This window comes from Nocardia sp. NPDC049149 (assembly GCF_043197455.1).
GTDB lineage: Bacteria > Actinomycetota > Actinomycetes > Mycobacteriales > Mycobacteriaceae > Nocardia.
Window position 1 is genome coordinate 427,389 of the sequence record NZ_JBICTD010000004.1, and the last position, 15,428, is coordinate 442,816.

The 15,428-nt window shown below is 68.1% G+C and carries 15 protein-coding genes; 9 read left to right on the plus strand and 6 right to left on the minus strand.

Annotation, left to right across the window (positions count from 1 at the left end; genetic code table 11):
- Positions 1-29 precede the first annotated feature (29 nt).
- Positions 30-1,058 carry a methyltransferase gene (locus ACGFNJ_RS17590; RefSeq protein WP_393448526.1) on the plus strand — a complete coding sequence of 343 codons (1,029 nt, stop codon included), beginning with the start codon at positions 30-32 and terminating at the stop codon, positions 1,056-1,058.
- On the opposite strand, the gene ACGFNJ_RS17595 is transcribed toward ACGFNJ_RS17590, so the two are convergent.
- The 5 genes from ACGFNJ_RS17595 to ACGFNJ_RS17615 are packed head-to-tail and all read right to left on the minus strand — an operon-like array spanning position 1,009 to position 7,843.
- Positions 1,009-2,145, minus strand: a complete 1,137-nt coding sequence (locus tag ACGFNJ_RS17595) for a glycoside hydrolase family 88 protein (protein ID WP_393448529.1) — start codon at positions 2,143-2,145, stop codon at positions 1,009-1,011. The genes ACGFNJ_RS17590 and ACGFNJ_RS17595 overlap by 50 nt on opposite strands.
- Positions 2,132-4,816 (minus strand): hypothetical protein, encoded by a 2,685-nt coding sequence (locus ACGFNJ_RS17600; RefSeq protein WP_393448532.1) that lies wholly within the window; start codon positions 4,814-4,816, stop codon positions 2,132-2,134. The genes ACGFNJ_RS17595 and ACGFNJ_RS17600 overlap by 14 nt, the downstream gene beginning before the upstream one ends.
- Positions 4,813-5,661, minus strand: coding sequence for a carbohydrate ABC transporter permease (locus tag ACGFNJ_RS17605; RefSeq protein WP_393448535.1), 849 nt, complete (start codon positions 5,659-5,661; stop codon positions 4,813-4,815). Before ACGFNJ_RS17605 ends, ACGFNJ_RS17600 begins: the two co-directional genes overlap by 4 nt.
- Positions 5,658-6,545 carry a carbohydrate ABC transporter permease gene (locus ACGFNJ_RS17610; RefSeq protein ID WP_393448538.1) on the minus strand — a complete coding sequence of 296 codons (888 nt, stop codon included), beginning with the start codon at positions 6,543-6,545 and terminating at the stop codon, positions 5,658-5,660. Before ACGFNJ_RS17610 ends, ACGFNJ_RS17605 begins: the two co-directional genes overlap by 4 nt.
- Entirely contained in the window at positions 6,542-7,843 is a 1,302-nt protein-coding gene (locus ACGFNJ_RS17615; protein WP_393448541.1) for an ABC transporter substrate-binding protein, read from the minus strand. Before ACGFNJ_RS17615 ends, ACGFNJ_RS17610 begins: the two co-directional genes overlap by 4 nt.
- A gap of 124 nt (positions 7,844-7,967) precedes the next feature.
- Between ACGFNJ_RS17615 and kduI the strand changes: the two genes are divergently transcribed.
- The 7 genes from kduI to ACGFNJ_RS17650 all read left to right on the plus strand — a co-directional run bounded on the left by kduI (position 7,968) and on the right by ACGFNJ_RS17650 (position 14,468).
- The gene (kduI, locus tag ACGFNJ_RS17620; protein WP_393448544.1) at positions 7,968-8,786 is read left to right on the plus strand and encodes a 5-dehydro-4-deoxy-D-glucuronate isomerase; all 819 of its coding nucleotides are present in this window, start codon (positions 7,968-7,970) and stop codon (positions 8,784-8,786) included.
- The gene (locus ACGFNJ_RS17625) at positions 8,783-9,541 is read left to right on the plus strand and encodes an SDR family oxidoreductase (RefSeq protein WP_393448547.1); all 759 of its coding nucleotides are present in this window, start codon (positions 8,783-8,785) and stop codon (positions 9,539-9,541) included. The genes kduI and ACGFNJ_RS17625 overlap by 4 nt, the downstream gene beginning before the upstream one ends.
- On the plus strand, positions 9,538-10,287 hold the full coding sequence (locus ACGFNJ_RS17630; protein ID WP_393448550.1) for an IclR family transcriptional regulator: 750 nt from the start codon (positions 9,538-9,540) through the stop codon (positions 10,285-10,287). Before ACGFNJ_RS17625 ends, ACGFNJ_RS17630 begins: the two co-directional genes overlap by 4 nt.
- A gap of 234 nt (positions 10,288-10,521) precedes the next feature.
- Positions 10,522-11,532 (plus strand): iron chelate uptake ABC transporter family permease subunit, encoded by a 1,011-nt coding sequence (locus tag ACGFNJ_RS17635; RefSeq protein ID WP_393448553.1) that lies wholly within the window; start codon positions 10,522-10,524, stop codon positions 11,530-11,532.
- Entirely contained in the window at positions 11,529-12,578 is a 1,050-nt protein-coding gene (locus ACGFNJ_RS17640; RefSeq protein ID WP_393448556.1) for a FecCD family ABC transporter permease, read from the plus strand. The genes ACGFNJ_RS17635 and ACGFNJ_RS17640 overlap by 4 nt, the downstream gene beginning before the upstream one ends.
- A 4-nt stretch (positions 12,579-12,582) precedes the next feature.
- Complete coding sequence (locus ACGFNJ_RS17645) at positions 12,583-13,431, plus strand: ABC transporter ATP-binding protein (protein ID WP_393448559.1); 849 nt, start codon at positions 12,583-12,585, stop codon at positions 13,429-13,431.
- 41 nt (positions 13,432-13,472) lie between these two features.
- Positions 13,473-14,468, plus strand: a complete 996-nt coding sequence (locus ACGFNJ_RS17650; protein ID WP_393448562.1) for an ABC transporter substrate-binding protein — start codon at positions 13,473-13,475, stop codon at positions 14,466-14,468.
- A gap of 12 nt (positions 14,469-14,480) precedes the next feature.
- On the opposite strand, the gene ACGFNJ_RS17655 is transcribed toward ACGFNJ_RS17650, so the two are convergent.
- On the minus strand, positions 14,481-15,137 hold the full coding sequence (locus ACGFNJ_RS17655; RefSeq protein WP_393448567.1) for a hypothetical protein: 657 nt from the start codon (positions 15,135-15,137) through the stop codon (positions 14,481-14,483).
- Positions 15,138-15,155: 18 nt separating this feature from the next.
- Between ACGFNJ_RS17655 and ACGFNJ_RS17660 the strand changes: the two genes are divergently transcribed.
- Positions 15,156-15,425, plus strand: a complete 270-nt coding sequence (locus ACGFNJ_RS17660; protein WP_393448570.1) for a hypothetical protein — start codon at positions 15,156-15,158, stop codon at positions 15,423-15,425.
- Positions 15,426-15,428: the final 3 nt, after the last annotated feature.

A 15,428-nucleotide genomic window follows, 5' to 3' on the forward strand; every position in this document is an offset into this window, starting at 1 on the left:
CTATCACGCCGAAGGAAGTAGGAGAAAACATGTCCGACACCACGACGACCGACGAACAGCCGATCCCCGCGTCGATGATTCTGTACCTGAGCGGATTTCAGGTTTCCCAGGCCGTCTATGTGGTAGCGAAGCTGGGGGTCGTGACCATCCTGGAGCAAGAAGGGCCGCAACCCGTCGGCAAGCTCGCCGAACGTACGGGAGCGCAGCCGGAGGCGCTGTCCAGGCTGGTACGGACACTGGCGCCGTTGGGGCTGTTCACCACCGGACCGGGCGACCTGGTCACGGTCACCGAGATGGGGGCGGTGCTTTCGGAGAAGCATCCGTTCTCGATGCACGAAGTGGCGTGCATGTGGATGGAAACCCACTACCTCCCGTTCAGCGAACTGCTGCACACCGTGCGCACCGGAACTCCCGGTGCGGAAAAGTATTTCGGCGAACCGTTCATGTCGTGGATGGCCGCAGAGCCGGAGCGTGCGGCCCAGTTCAGCCGGGCGATGGCCGGGGTGACGGTGAGCTTTCGCAACATGTTCAACAACTATCAGCTGCCCGAGGGCCGGACGATCGCCGACATCGGCGGCGCCGACGGCAGCGTGCTGATCGAGTTGCTCAAGCGGGATGCCGACACCACCAGGCGTGGCATCGTTTTCGATCAGCCCAATGTCGTCCCGAACGCCGAACGCACGCTGGCGGCCGTCGGCATGGCCGACCGGGTCGACGTCGTTGCGGGCGACTTCTTCACCGTCGTTCCGACCGCCGACATCTACCTGCTCAGCTACATCCTGCACGACTGGGACGACGCGTCGAGTCGCCGCATCCTCGCCGCGATCGCACAGGCCGCGAAGCCCGGCGCCCGGCTGTTGGTCGTCGAGGGGATCGTGCCCGACGGCGATGAGCCGCACCTGACCAAGGCCATCGACCTGACGATGCTCGGCATGGTGTCCGGAAAGGAGCGCTCCGAGCAGGAATACCGCGACCTGTTGGATTCGGCGGGCTACACCCTCGACCGCGTCATTCCCACGCCGAGCCCGTATGCGATCCTCGAGGCAACGCTGCGCTGAGGCCGGACTCGTGGGCCAGGAGCGCGGCGGCAACGGCGTGCAAGGCAAGACCCTGGCCCCAGGGCTGGCTGCGGTCGTTGCGAATGACGCTGTAGCCGAAGGGGATCAGTTGTAGGACGGTGCCCGCGCTGACTCTGGTGAGGGTGCCGGCGGGGTCCACGTAGGCGAGAGCGCCTGCGACCGCGCGCCAGCCCGCTCGGGGGATCTCGGGCGGGCAGTGCGGGAGCACGATCGCGGTGCGCAGCATCGCGGCGCCGATGCCCGCGGCGGCGGAGGGTTCGAGGATGCCCGCGTTCTCGGGTTGGTTGTCGACCAGGACGCTCCAGACGCCGTGGTCGGGTTGTAGCGCGGCCAGGGTGGTCAGCTGGCGGAGCAGCAGGTCGGTGATCCGGTCGAGTTGGTCGTCGTCGACGGGGACTCGGCCGCGTGCGGCCAACTCGAGGTATTCGACGGCACTCAGTGCGCACCAGGCGTTTCCGCGGCCCCAGAAGTTCCAGAGGGTGTGGCCGCGATGCGATCCGTGCGCGAAAAGGCCGGTGTCCGGGTGCTGCAGGATGTCGGCGTGGGCGAGCAGTTGCTCGCCGAAGGCAGCCACCAAGCGTGGATCGCGCCGGTGCTCGCCGAGATGACCGAGGAAGACGCCTGCCATGAAAGTGGTGTCGGCCCAGACCCCGTCGGGCCAGTGCTCGAGGGCGCCGTTGGGAGCCCTTGTGATCAACGGAGATTGCGCGAACCACTGATCGAGGAGATCCACGGCGGCGACGAGATCCGGGTGGTCGGTGGCGGCGATCAGGGCCGCGGTGCCGGGGGCGAGATTGTTGACGTGGGAGACGCTGATGCCTGAATCGTGGTGCTGGCGTAGCCAGTCCACGACGGCGGCGGGCACCGGTCGGTGTCTGGCCTCGGCGAAGCGCACGATGCCGAGCAGGCAGACGCCTTCACCCCAGAACCAGGAGGGCAGGCCCGTGGACCAGGTGCGGGCGACCAGTCGCTCACCGACATCGATCAAGGCGGCGGGCGAGAGGTCGGTGCGGGGCGGAAGTGGGGGAGCGGCGTGCAGTGCCGAGGTCAGATCATCGCCCGACACCGGTGGCTCCGGTGTCGGAAAGCGCAACGGTGCTCGGCGGTTCGATCCGACGGCCGTTGGCCAGGTCGAGGACGAGCCGGTGGCCGTGCCAGTCGGCCGCCAGCTGGTCGGCGCCGAACGGGACGTGCACGGCGGGGTTGTCGAGATGGGTGGTGTCGGCGGAATCCAGTGTCACGCCGCCATTCACGGTGAAAACGCCGGGCCACGACAAGGCGAGTGTCCTGCCGTCGCGTGCGCGGAACGAAACAGCGTCAGGCGTGAACACCGGCTCGGTGAGCTCGGAAACGAAGTCGGCAAACGAAGAGTCGATCGCCGCACATCCGACGGTCGCGACGTAAGCCAGGCCATCGCCGTTGGGGAGCCAGGTCTGGCCGCACTCGTCGCCGGTCGTGCGCGCTCGGAACCCGCCGCCGGTGGCGACGGCGACGTACCCGTTGCCGACGCGGCCTGCCAGCCATGGCCCGTGTGTGGTCCATTCGTCGAAATGCGGTGTCGGGAACCATAAGTGGGTCGTGCCGAGGCGGTCCTCCTCGGGGATGCGGTGTACGACGAGGACGGTGTCCCGGTGCTGGTGGGCGCGCGGCAAGACCCGCTGCCCCGCCCAGGCATTGGGTCTGGCCGACGACGATGTGCTGTCCGTCGCGGGGTGCGTCGCGAACACCTGCACCTCGGGGCCGAGCGTCGCGCCCCAGATGTGTTCCTGCAGACCGGGCAGCCCGCAGCGGTAGTCCTGAACGCTGGACAGCATCGCCTCCGGTGTCCGCCACACGCGCAGATCGGAGCGGTACGGCCGCTCCAGCAGATCGTGGTGTCGTCGATACGTGCCGGAGTAGACCTGTCGTCCGTCCCATTCCTCGGGCAGCTCGGTGGCGACCGCCCGGATCAGCTCGGGCAGCCGGTACCGGGTGGCGGTCGCCAGCGCGGTGGCTGGCAACACCGCTGCGTTCAACGACCCTGTGCCCCACAGGATCCACATGATCGGCGCGGTCTCTTCGAACCGGGACGACCGCAGCGTCGGCACATAGGAGCGCCCGTGCGCGGCACCGTGGACACCGCGCCACGAGTTGCTCGCCAGGGTGAGCAGCGCCTTGTCGAGCAGGACCTCGGCCAGTTGCCGCAGTCGATCGTCGGGTGCGAATTCGATCCAGGTAACCAGGGCGAGCGCATCGATTGCTAGGTAGGCGTTGGAGTCGAATTCACTGAATCCGCCGGCCAGCTTCCGTCGCATCCAGTCCTCGGCAAGGCGTGTTCCGTGCTCGGCGTGGTCGCGCCCGGTCCAGCCGGTATTGCCGAACTGCGCCGCCGGAAACAGGTCGCCGATCATGGCTTCTGCGGTGTGCCAGACGAATTGGTGGTTTTCGGTGAAGTAGCACATGGCGTCGAGACCGGGCTGGTCGATCCAGTACTTGAAGCCGAGCAGTGCCTGCTCGACTCGCTCGCGCTGTGCTGGTGACCAGTTGTCGAGCCGCCGCCACAGGTGAACGAGTCCGACGGCTTCGAAATCGGCGCAGTCGGCTCGGGATTCGATCATCCACAGTGCTGGAGCGAGGTCGTCGTCGGACAACTTCTCCGCAGGATCGAGGCAATGCCGGGCGAGGGCACGGGCGATTCCTGGTGTGCCGGACGCGACGTGGCGCAGCAATTCGTCGCGCCACACCGCTGGATCGGTGCCGACCGGCTCGGCGCGGTGCACGGCAGGCACGCGTGCCGCGCGCAACCTGCGGACTATCGGTGCCGCCGAATCATCCACTCGGACGGTCAGTTCCACCTCGCCGGTGCCGAGCATGGACGCCGCGGCGGTCTCGGTGGCACCGGGGAGGGTGAATTGCGCGGTCCCATCGGTCAGCACCACCGGCGTCTCGGCGCTTCCGCTCGCGGAAACCAGATACCGCGCCCCGACCGGGCCGCTGAGCGTCACCGTGCCGTCGGTGCTTGCCCACGGCGCCAGCCCGACCGCGTCCAGCATGGCTTCCGCCACCGCCGCACGGTATTCGTCGGCACCGGCCGCCGGTAGCACCACCCGCACCGGCAATCCCGACACACGCAACCCGGCGACCTGCCTGCATTCGCGGAACGCCACCTGCCAGCTGACCAGATGCACCGCGGTGAGTCCGGACCGCAACCGCACCCGCGCCTGGGTCCGGTACGGCTCCATGTAGGCGAGCTCCGTTGCCGACAACACCAACTCACCGTCGACGAACAGCGCCACCGGACCCGTACATTCGACCTCGAACACCCGATACTCGGCTTGATCGACCTCGAATACCGTTGCGGCGATCGACTGCCGATACTCCGGCGTGTAGCAGAACTCACTCCAGTCGAGCAGCCCGTCCGCGCCGGCCCGCCAGTGTTCCCACCGTGCCTGCCGACTGTTGCCCCAGCCCAGGTCCCAGGAAAAGCCGCCGCCCGCCAGCACTTCGGGCAGCAGGGGCGCGGTGGCCAGCGGATGCTTCCGGTAGAGAATCTGCTTCAACGGCGCCACGTCCGGCCCGTTGGTCAGCACCCAGCGACCGTCCGGTCCCCACGGACTGCCCTGCGCGTTGAGCACCTCGTGCAAATCCGCACACGGTGTCGACAGCGCCGCCGTGCTCAGCCAATCGCGCACGTACCCACGGCGATCGAGGGCATGCACCGAACGCTCCTCGGCGGCAAATCTCGGTATCGGACTCATCGCACCGCTCCACTCACCAACCCGGAAATGATCTGCCGCTGCAGAATCAGGAACACCACGATCACCGGAATGATCGAAACCACCGACACCGCGAGAATGTGCGGGAACGGGATCGCCTGCTGCCCGGCGAAGCGCGCGATCGCCACCGGCAGCGTCTGCTTGGACTCGTCCTGGGCGACGATCAACGGCCACAGGAAGTCGTTCCACCGCCAGATGATCGAGAAGATCGCCAGTACCGCCAACGCGGGTCGGCACAGCGGCAACACGATCCGCCAGAAGATGGCGAACTCGCCTGCCCCGTCGATCCGCGCCGCCTCGATCGTCTCGTCGGGCAGCGACAACATGTACTGACGGAGCAAGAACACCCCCGTTGGCGTCGCCGCGGGCGGAATGATCAGCCCGAGCAGCGAATTGGTCATGCCGAGCGCGGAAACCACCTGGTAGACCGGCAACAGGATCACCTGCAACGGAATCATGATGGTGGACAGCGTGATCAGGAACAGCAGGTCACGACCGCGAAAGTTGTACTTGGCCAGCGCGTAGGCGGCCATCGCGTTGATCAGCAGGGTGAGCAGCGTCGCCGCCACCGTCACGATCGTGCTGTTGAGCAGATACCGCCCGAAGTCGAAGGCGGCCAACCCGGTTCGGTAGTTGTCGAAGGTGGCCGCGTGCGGGTACAGCGTCGGCGGCTGCGCGGCCAGCTCGGCCTGGCTCTTGAGCGAGGACAACCCGGCCCAGACCAGCGGCGCGATCACAACGATCGCGCCGACGATGAGCACCGTCGTGCGCACGACCGTGCCGAGTGATGGTGCGCGCCCGGTGGTCGAGACCCACTGGTCGGTCACATCGCCTCCTGACGCCTACCGACCAGGTAGTTGAGGAAGGTGACCGCGAAGACGACGAGGAACAGGATCACCGCGGCGGCGCTGGCGAGCCCGTAGCTGATGGGCGCGTGAAAACCGTTGGTGTAGACGTACTGCACGATCAACGTCGTCGCACCGACCGGACCGCCGCCGGTGAGCGTGTAGATGAAGTCGAAGGCCTGAAACCCCGCGATGGTGGCCAGCGTGACCACCACCATCGTGGTCGGCCGCAGCAGCGGCAGGGTGATGCGCCGGATCAGCTGCCAGTGGCTCGCGCCGTCGATGGTGGCGGCCTCGTAGAGCGCGCCGTCGATCGACTGCAGCCCGGCCAGCACGATCATGGTGTAGAAGCCGAGATGGATCCAGACCCCGACGACGATCACCGAGACGAGCGCGAGGGCCGGATCGACCAGCCACGCGGGATGGCCGAAGCCGAGCGCGCTGGTCACCTGGTTCACCAACCCGGTCTGGCGTTGCAGCGCCGCGTTCCACACCAGCCCGACCACCACCGGCGACACCACGATCGGCAGAAAGTACGCCGCGCTCAACGCGCCACGCCCGCGCCGTTGCGAATTCAACAGCAGCGCAAGGCCGGTCGCCAGCACCGTGCTCACCACCACGAACGCGACGACGAACAGCACCGTTTGCCGTGCGACGTCCCAGAATTCGGCGCTGTCGAGGATGCGCCGATAGTTGCCGGTGCCGACCGGACGGAAGGTCCGGCCGTTGTTGCTGTCGTAGAAGCTGAGGTTGAAACCGTTGATCGCGGGCCAGATGGTGAACAGCCCGAAGATCACCATGTTCGGCAGCACGAACAGATACGGCGCGACCTTGCGCCGATTGATCAGGCGCTTGCCTGCGTTCATTTGGACGCCTTGATGATGTCGGCGATCTGCGCGCGCAGGTTCGTCACGCAGGTGGCGACGCTCTCCTGCCCGGCGACCACCTTGGCGAACTCCTTGATCAGCGCGTTGGCCGCGCCGGTGAAGGCCGGGCTGGCCGCCGCGACGAAGTCGACCGACGGGGTGACCTCGATCTGGCGGATGAAGGTGTTCATGTCGGCGTCGCGGGACGGATACTGCACGCCTGCGGCCACCAGATCCTTGCGGGTCGGCAGCCAGAAGGCGGCCTTGTCGATCTCGCGCTGGTTTTCGGCGCGGTTCATCCACTGCACGAAAGCCGCGCCGAGCGTCGGCTCCTTGCTGCGGGCGAAGGCCACCATCATCTTCATGCCGGGGAACCCACCGCATTCGGCGGCACAGGGATTGGGCACGGTCGCCCACGTGAACGGCGCCGACTTGGCGAACGACCCGACCTGCCACGGCCCGGACAGATACACCGGTGCCTGTCCGGCCAGGAAGGCTTCGTTGCCGCCCTTGTAACTGGTGCCTGCGCCGAGCCAGAAGTCCTTGGACAACTTGTTGGTCTGCAGCAGGTCGTTGACCATGCCCAATGCCTGCTCCGCCTTGGCCTGGTCGAGGCCGACCTGGCCGTCGGCGCCGATCAGGGTGGTGCCGTAGTGGCTGAGGATCGTGCTCAGCCGATTGCCCGAGACGTCCATGGTCAGTGCGAACGGCATGCCGTTGGCCTGCGCGACCTTGGTCGCGTCGGCCATGAACTGCGACCAGGTCCGTTTGTCGGTCGGGTTCGGCACCGGCACACCGGCTTTGGCGAAGGCGTCGGCATTGACGAAGGGGCCGTTGATGGTCTGGTCGCTCGGCACCGCGTAGAGGCGGCCTTCCTTGTCACGGGTGACCGCCAGTGCGCCGTCGGTGAATTCGTCGGCGTAGGACTTGCCGAAGTAGTCCGCGAAGTTGATCACTTCGCCCCGGTACAGGTACCAGTCCTGCACCCTGGCGACCTCCGGTGCGGTGCCGGAGGCGATGCGTGCTTGCAGCGCGGTGTTGAGCTGGGCGAAGGGGACGACCTGGAGATCTACCGTTGCGCCGGTTTCCTTCTCGAAGCCTGCGATGGCCGTTTTCGTCGCGTCCAGGTCCGGTCCGTCGGTGAAGTACACATAGGTCAGGCGCTTGCCTTGAAAAGACTTGAAGTCCACCGAGACCGGCCCGGTCGGGGCGTTGGATTCCGGCTCGCCCGGTGCGCAGGCGGTCGCTGCAAGCAGCCCCGCGGCGATCAATCCGACCAATCGTGCCCTGAGTCGCATGCGCGTTGCTCCTTGCCTGCGGGGGCGGCTCCCTTGCCGCGGTCTTGCTTGATACGGCATACTCCTCCGGCTTCCCTTGTGAGGGAAAGCACTTTCCGTCAGGCGGGAAACATGAGGTGACTTCATGGCAGACGTCCGTTACCCGACTAGTCCTACCGAGATGGCCAGGCTTGCGCCGGAGGAGTTGCGCGAGCGCTTTCTGGTCACCGATTTGTTTGTCGCTGGCGAGGTTCGGTTCACGCTGTCCCTCCACGATCGGCTGCTGATCGGTGGTGCGATGCCGGGCGGCGGCGAACTCATTCTCGACCCACCGGCCGAATTGCGTGCCGAAAACCTGTGTGACCGACGCGAACTGGGCATCGTCTGCCTGGAGGGTGTCGGCTCGGTGACCACGGACGGCCAGCAGCATCCGGTGTCCGCGGAGGACATCGTCTACGTCGGGCAGGGCACCGAAACGGTGTCGGTGGCGGGCGACGCGGTCTTCTACATCGTCTCCGCGCCAGCGCATCTCGCCCACCCGACCACCTTGATCCCCCGCGAATCAGCCGAGAGCGTGCGGATCGGCGATGCGCACAAGGCAAGCGAGCGGACGCTGCGAAAGTACGTGCACGAGGACGGCGTTCGCTCCTGTGAGCTCGCGCTGGGCATCACCACCCTCGAACCGGGCAGTGTCTGGAACACCATGCCGTGCCACACCCACGACCGGCGCACCGAGATCTACCTCTACTTCGGGCTCGACCCGGCCGAGCGCGTCGTGCACCTGTGCGGCGAGCCGGCCCGCACCCGCAGCATCATCGTCGCCGACCGGCAGGCGGTGATCAGCCCGCCGTGGTCGGTGCACACCGGGGCAGGCACCGCGCCGTACCGGTTCGTCTGGTCGACGGCGGGGGAGAACCTCGCCTACAACGACATGGATCTGGTTGCCACGGAGTCGCTTTCGTGACCGACCCGTTCCGGCTGGACGGACAGCGCGCGCTCGTCACCGGCGCGCGTACCGGCATCGGCAGGGCCGCCGCGCTCGCGCTGGCCGCGGCGGGCGCGGATCTGGTGCTGTGGGGCAGGGATCGAGACGGCCTGGCCCCGGTGGTCGCCGAGATCGAGGCGCTCGGCCGCGGCTGCCACACCGTGGCCGCTGACCTCGCTGATGCCGCCGAGGTGGCGGCCGTCGCGACTGCCGTTGCGGCCGAACACCGTATCGATCTGCTGGTGAACAACGCGGGCGTCATCGGCCGTGGTCCGGTGGCGACGGTGTCGTTCGCCGACTGGCGGCGGGTGGTCGACATCAACCTCGACGCGGCGTTCCTGCTCGCCCGCTGTGTCGGCGCGACGATGCTCGAACGCGGCGCGGGCCGGATCGTCAATATCGCCTCGCTGCTGTCCTTTCAGGGCGGGGTGAACGTGGCCGCCTACACCGCGAGCAAACACGCAGTCGCTGGCCTGACGAAGGCCTTGGCGACCGAATGGGCCGGGCTCGGCGTCGGGGTGAACGCGGTCGCCCCCGGCTATGTCGCGACCAACAACACCGCGGCACTGCGCGCCGATCCCGCGCGCAATCACGCCATCACCGAACGCATTCCGGTCGGCCGCTGGGCCGACCCCGCGGACATCGCGAACGCGATCGTGTTCCTGTGCGCGCCTGCCGCGGCCTATGTACACGGACATGTGCTGGTGGTGGACGGGGGATGGTTGGCACGGTGAGTCTCGACTCCGCACCGAGCGCGGTGGCCAAGGTGGTCCTCGTGCTGGAGGCGCTGCCCAATGCTCGGGGAGTCACCGAAATCAGCAGGAGCACCGGCCTTTCCACCTCGACCGTGCACCGGATCCTGCGGGAGCTGGCCGCCGTCGGCTGGGTGCGCGTCGACTCCGACCACCACTATCTGCCCGGCGTGCGGCTGCTGTCGCTGGCCGGGCAGTCGGCGGGCGTGACCCAGCTGGTGCGACCCATCCTGCAGCGACTCTGCGCGGACACCGGGCACACCGTGCACTTCGCGCTGCGCTCCGGCGACGAAGCCGTCTACGTCGACAAGCTGGAAGGCGATCGTGCCTACACGATGCGTTCGCGGGTCGGCCTGTCGATCCCGTTGTACTGCACGGCAATCGGCAAGGCGATCCTCGCCGGGCTGTCCGCTGCCGAGCTGCGCGAGGTGCTCGCCCGCATACCGCTCGTCGCGCAGACGCCACGCACGATCATCGATCCCGACCTGCTGAACGCCCATCTCAGCGCGGTGGCCGCGCGCGGCTACGCCGTCGACGACGAGGAGAACGAGGCGCACACCCGCTGCCTCGGCGCCGCGGTCCTCGATCACCACGGGGTGCCGGTCGGCGGGATCAGCGTGTCGGCGCTGGCGTTCGACCTCGACCGCGCGAAGGTGCGGACCTGCGCGCCGCTGCTGATCGCCGCGGCCCGCGCCGCTTCGCACGCCCTCGGCCTGCCGACCACGTGAGCGAGTAGCGAACTTCGGGAAACCGAGTAGCACGCTACGGGTGACAGCGTGATCGGCAGACGAGACCGTGGAATCGGCGGCCTCCGCCTTGGTGAACTTCGCGATAGCGAATTCGCCGTAGCCGCACGCCCGAGCTTCGCGGCAGTCGAGCGCGGGCGGTCGAATTTCTATCCGGAAACTAGGTAAGGCTAAGCTCAGGCTCCACCGCTCGAACGCTCTGGAGAGAACTGCTCGATGGATAGCCCGCACACGCGGCCCCGGCACTGGTCCGGCTGGTTGGCGACGGTCGCGCTGCTGGTGGCGGTCTGTCTGCTCAGCCTCCTGGTCGGCACGAAAGCCATTCCGGTCGCCGAGGTCTGGTCCGCGCTGCTCGGCTCCGACGGGTCCCCGGATCACGTGATCGTCACCGACTATCGGATGCCGCGCACCCTGCTCGGGTTGCTGGCCGGGGTGGCTCTCGGCGTCGCAGGCTGCCTCATGCAGGGGCTCACGCGCAACCCGCTGGCCGATCCCGGCCTGCTCGGCATCAATGCGGGCGCGGCCTTCGCGATCACCGTCGCGGTGGCGTTCTTCGGAGTCAGCGACATCACCACGTACGTGTGGTTCGGCTTCGCCGGTGCGGCCATCGTGTCGTTGATCGTCTACCGACTCGGCACCGCGGGCAGGCAGGGCGCCGACCCGATCCGGCTGACGCTGGCCGGTATCGCGGTGACGGCCGTGCTGATCGGCCTGACCAGAGGCATGATCCTGGTGAACGCCAAGGCCTTCGAGTCGATGCGGGAGTGGGACTCCGGTTCGCTGACCGGCCGAGGCTACGACATCATCGGCGGGGCAACGCCGTTCATCGTTGCCGGGGTGCTCGCGGCGATCATCGCGGCCCGCTCGCTCAACGCGCTTGCCCTCGGTGACGATCTCGCGCATTCGCTCGGCGCGCACGTGGGCCGGACCCGGCTGCTCACCGCCGTCGCGTTGACGCTGCTGTGCGGCACCGCGACTGCCGCGATCGGGCCGATCACCTTCGTGGGCCTGGCGGTGCCGCATATCGCGCGCTGGATCGTCGGCCCGGACCAGCGGTGGATGATCGCCTACTCGTTGCTGCTCGCGCCGATTCTGGTGCTCGGTTCGGATGTGCTGGGCCGCATCCTCCTTCGTCCCGACGAGGTGCCCGCGGGACTGGTGACCGCCTTCCTCGGCGCGCCGGTGCTGATCTGGTTGGCCAGACGCGCCAAGGTGGGTGCGGCATGACGACCGGTATCGACTTCGGCCGGTCGCTGCTGCTGGTCCGGTCGCGGGTGCTCGCGACCAGGATCGGGGTACGCACCGGAGTGGTGTGCCTGGTGCTGGTGGTCGCCGCGCTCGCGGTGGCCGTATTAGCGCTCGGCACCGGCGATTACGTGATCCCGCCCGATCGGGTGCTGCGTGCGATCTTCGTCGGCGATCAGCACTTCGATCGACTCGTGGTGTGGCAGTGGCGATTTCCCCGTGTCGTGCTCGGCTTGGCGCTCGGCGCCGCGCTCGGGCTGAGCGGCGCGATCCTGCAGTCGGTGACCCGCAATCCGCTCGGCAGCCCGGACATGGTCGGGTTCAACACCGGCGCCTATACCGGTGCGCTGATCGTGCTGCTGCTCCTCGGTGGCGGCACCGCGCAGACAGCGGTGGGTGCGCTGGTCGGCGGCCTCGGGTCGGCGCTGGCCATCCAATTGCTTGCCTTCCGCCACAACGTGACCGGGTTCCGGCTGATCATTGTCGGCATCGGCGTGAGTGCCATGTTGGCCTCGGTCAACACCTGGCTCATCCTGCGCGCCGATCTGAATGCCGCGATGTCGGCCGCCGCATGGGGCGCTGGTTCGCTGAATGCCGTGACGTGGGCGGAGGTCACGCCGACGCTGGTGATTCTCGCGGTGCTGGTCGTTGTTCTCGTGCCTGCGGCGCCCCGGTTGCAGATGCTGGAACTGGGCGACGATCTGGCGCAGTCGTTCGGTATCCGGGTCGGCCGGGTACGTACCCTGCTGATCGTGCTGAGCGTCGCGCTGACGGCGGTGGCCACCGCCGTCGCCGGGCCGATCGCGTTCGTCGCACTGGCCGCGCCGCAGCTGGGCAGGCGGCTGGCGCGGACGCCGTCCACGGCACTGGCTCCGGCCGCGGCCATGGGCGCGCTGCTGCTGGTGGGATGCGACTGGATCGCCCAGCGCGCGTTCGCGCCGACGGCGCTGCCGGTCGGCGTGGTCACCGTGTCGATCGGCGGGCTGTACCTGGCGTATCTGATGGTGGTCGAGGCGCGGAGGAGCTAGGACTATGCGTGAAAAGCAGAGCCCCGAAGAAGCATCAGGCGCCGAGGACGGGAAAGGGGTTCGGCTGCGGGCGGATCGGGTTCGCCTCGGGTATCGCGGGCGGACCATCAGCGAGGACCTGTCGGTGGACATTCCCGACGGCGCCTTCACCGTCATCATCGGTCCGAACGCCTGCGGAAAGTCCACGCTGCTGCGGGCCATGGCGCGGCTGCTGACACCCGATGCGGGCGCGATCCTGTTGGACGGCAAGGTGATCGGCACGTATCCGGCCAAGGAGGCGGCCCGGCGGATCGGTCTGCTTCCGCAGTCGTCCACCGCGCCGGACGGCATCCGGGTCGCGGATCTGGTGGCCCGCGGCCGCTACCCGCACCAGTCGCTGCTGCGTCAGTGGACCGACGCCGACGCCGAGGCGGTGGCCGCCGCCATGGCCGCGACCGGGGTGACCGAGCTGTCGGCGCGACCGGTGGACGAGCTGTCCGGCGGTCAGCGGCAACGGGTGTGGATCGCCATGGTGCTCGCCCAGGACACGCCGGTGGTCCTGCTCGACGAGCCGACCACCTACCTCGATATCGCGCATCAGATCCACCTGCTCGACCTGTGCCGCGCGCTGAATCGGGACTCGGGCCGGACCGTCGTCGCGGTCCTGCACGACCTGAACCACGCCTTCCGGTACGCCGACCATCTCATCGCGATGAAGGACGGCAGGGTCGTCGCGGCGGGACCGCCGAAAGAGATCGTCACCGCCGAGCTGGTGCACGAGGTGTTCGATCTCGGGTGCCGCATCATCGACGATCCCGAAACCGGTGCGCCGCTGGTGATTCCGCTGGCGACCGACGCGGCCCGGATCAGCTGACTCGCAGACCTCGCAACACTGACAGAAGGAAAGACGATTCGATGAGCCTGAACCGAATGACGGCCCGCGGGCGCGGGGCCGTCGCCTTACTGATCCTCGCGCTGGTCGCGCTGATCGGTTGCAGCAGCACCACATCGGTGGAGAAGAACGCCGCAGGCACCAGGCAGGTGCAGACCGAGCGTGGCGCGGTCTCGGTGCCTGCCGATCCGCAGCGCGTCGTCGTAGTCAACGGTGCGCTCGCCGGTTACCTGTACGACCTCGGGGTGAAGGTGCAGGCCGCGGATCCGCGCGTCCTCGGCGTCACGCTGAAACCCGGTGAGTTCCCTGCGGCTTGGGCCGAGGATGCCAAGAAACAGAACACCCAGGCCTTGACGTCCGGCGACACCATCAACCTGGAATACATTGCTGCCCAACAGCCGGACCTGATCATCGGCGGCGGCCAGGGCTATCCGGGCCAGCAGTCCATCGAGGCCTATGACCAGCTCACCGCCATCGCGCCGACCGTGCTCGTGCCGTCCACCCTCACCGACTGGCAGGACCAGCTGAAAGCGGTTGCGGAGATGGTGAACCGGGCCGACAAGGTGCCCGGCCTGATCGGCGCGTACAACGACAAGCTCGCGAAGGTCAAGGCATCGATCAAGGCCCCGCAGGGCGCGGTGTCGATCTTCCAGTCGCGCAAGGACCAGATGCCCTCCGTTATCGCGCCGGGCACCCCGCTGCCGACGCTGCTGACCGCGGTCGGCTTCACCATCGACGACCAGGTGGTGGCCAAGGCGGGTAACCCGGCCAGGCCCGCGGCCGCCGACTGGGTCCGCATCAGCCCGGAACTGTTGAGCACCGTCGTGGATGCGCCTGCGCTGATCGTCATCCAGCTCGACGGTGGCCGCGCCCTGGCCGAGCTCGCGAAAGACCCGCTGCTGGCCAAGCTTCCGTCGTTCCAGTCGGGCAAGGTCTACGAACTGCCGCCTACCAGCATGCGTCCCGACTACCGCGTGGTGATGAACACCCTCGACCTGCTGGCGGAGCGATTCAAGTAGTGCCGAGGTGACTCAGGGGAGTGGCGCGGGCGGGGTCTGGACGGCGATCTCGCCACCCAGTTCGAAGCCGTCGGACAGCTGCAGCTTGTCGCCGCTCCAGAAGCGGCCGGGGTCATACCAATTCGGGCTGCGCCGTTGCGGGAGCAGCCCCATCGACTGGTAGGTCGCAGCCACGATCTCCGCGCAATACGCGCTCTCCAGGTCCTTGGCCGCGGTCTGGCGTGCCTTGCGCCGCGGCAGACTCGCCCGGCCGCGCAGCCAGCGTCCGGCGAGGCCCGCGGTCGACGGGAACGGCGTGCCGTCGAGCCGGGCGATGGTGCGCAGCAGGCGGTCCTCCATCTCCCTGGTTGCCGGTTGGTTCAGCTGACGCAACCAGGCGCGCTGGCCGTAACGGTGCGCCCACACCAGCACGGCGTCGCGCAGGTTGTGCAGCTGAACGCCGCGATGGGTGGCGCCCGACCACATGTCGGGCAGCGACCTGCCGAGCTCCGCGTGCCAGATCAACGCGGGCATATCGTCGAGCACGACGGACATTCCGACATGGTTGACCGGGCTGTTCGTCGTCATCCGGATCGCCCGGTCGGCCGCCGAATGACCGCGGAACAACCAGATGTCGCCCGTCCTGGTCAGCTCGAGTGCTCGGTCCAGACTGATCCCCGTCTCCGCCATGGCCGTAGCCTATGCGGTATGCGGTGGTGGAAGGCAGTGGGATTGGCGGGTGCGGCCGGTGTGGTCGCCACCGGTGTTGTGGTCGTGCGCGCCGAGCGTCGCCGCCGCGCGTACACCCCGGACCAGGTTCGCGAGCAGCTACACGTGCGCTTCGCGCAGGCGACCTCGGCGGCGGACGCGGTCGAATCCGCCACGGCGGCAGCGCAGGACGAGGTGGGTCTGCGGGCGCGCCTGCGCCGGTTGTTCCTCGCGGTGACGCGCCGGAACCGCAGCGGCGGAACGCGGTGACGG